Here is a 749-nt window from a genome sequence, read left to right as displayed (position 1 = left end):
TGCTTGAGCGTCCTCCTCAAGGGCTTGCGGGGCGAGCATGACCTCCTCGTGTTCGCCGGGCGTGTCGTCCTCGTTGTGGTCGTGATCGCCTTCTTCGTCGTCGTAGAGGTAGTCACCGAGCAGCAGGTGTTCTTCGGCTTCGCTGTCCAGCCCGGCGATTTCGTCGGGGAAGAAGTTGTCCTGCAGGTATTCGTCTTCCTGTTCGATATAGCGGGCGAGGGCTTCTTGGGCCTGTTCGGGGCTTTCGGGTTGCAGGCCGAGCAGGCTGTTGGCGGGGCGCTTGCGCGCGGGGAAGGCAGGGCGTTGGTCGAAGCCGAAGTAGACGTGGCCTGCACCGGGTGGGTTGTCGAGGCGGGCGAAGCCGTTTTCGTCGAGGGTGCCTTCCTGTACCGAGCCGTCCTCGAACTCGATGCGGAACGGTGCCAGGGCCACGGGCTTGAGGTCGTCGTAGGTGTAGCGCAGATCCAGGCTGGTGGGCAGGCCGAAGGTGACCAGTGGCCAGCTCTGGAAGGTCGCCGCGCGGCGGGTGCCGCCGCCGAGGTCGTGCGTGGCGGCCTTGACCGTGAAGGTGCCCGGCATGCCGAACTCGATATTGCCGCCGGAGAGGCGGATGTAGGCACCGCCGGCAAGCAGGGTGACATGTTCCTTGGCGCTGACGACGACATGCTGCTGGCTGGCGCTGACTTCGATGCTCTGGTCGGCCTGTACCTTGATGCTGTTGTGCTGTGCCTGCACCAGCACCTCGCCCT

1 protein-coding gene is annotated in these 749 nt (G+C 65.2%); it reads right to left on the bottom strand.

Going from position 1 to position 749, the window contains the following annotated elements:
* Positions 1 to 749, bottom strand: a 749-nt coding sequence (locus tag ACF8E5_RS02050) for a DUF2345 domain-containing protein (protein ID WP_392474842.1), incomplete at both ends; no start/stop codon positions are given.

The organism is Pseudomonas sp. WSY_20, from assembly GCF_043104335.1.
Classification (GTDB): domain Bacteria; phylum Pseudomonadota; class Gammaproteobacteria; order Pseudomonadales; family Pseudomonadaceae; genus Aquipseudomonas; species Aquipseudomonas parafulva_B.
The sequence above is the reverse complement of the archived record's forward strand: the minus strand, read 5'-3'. Positions and strand labels throughout refer to the sequence as shown.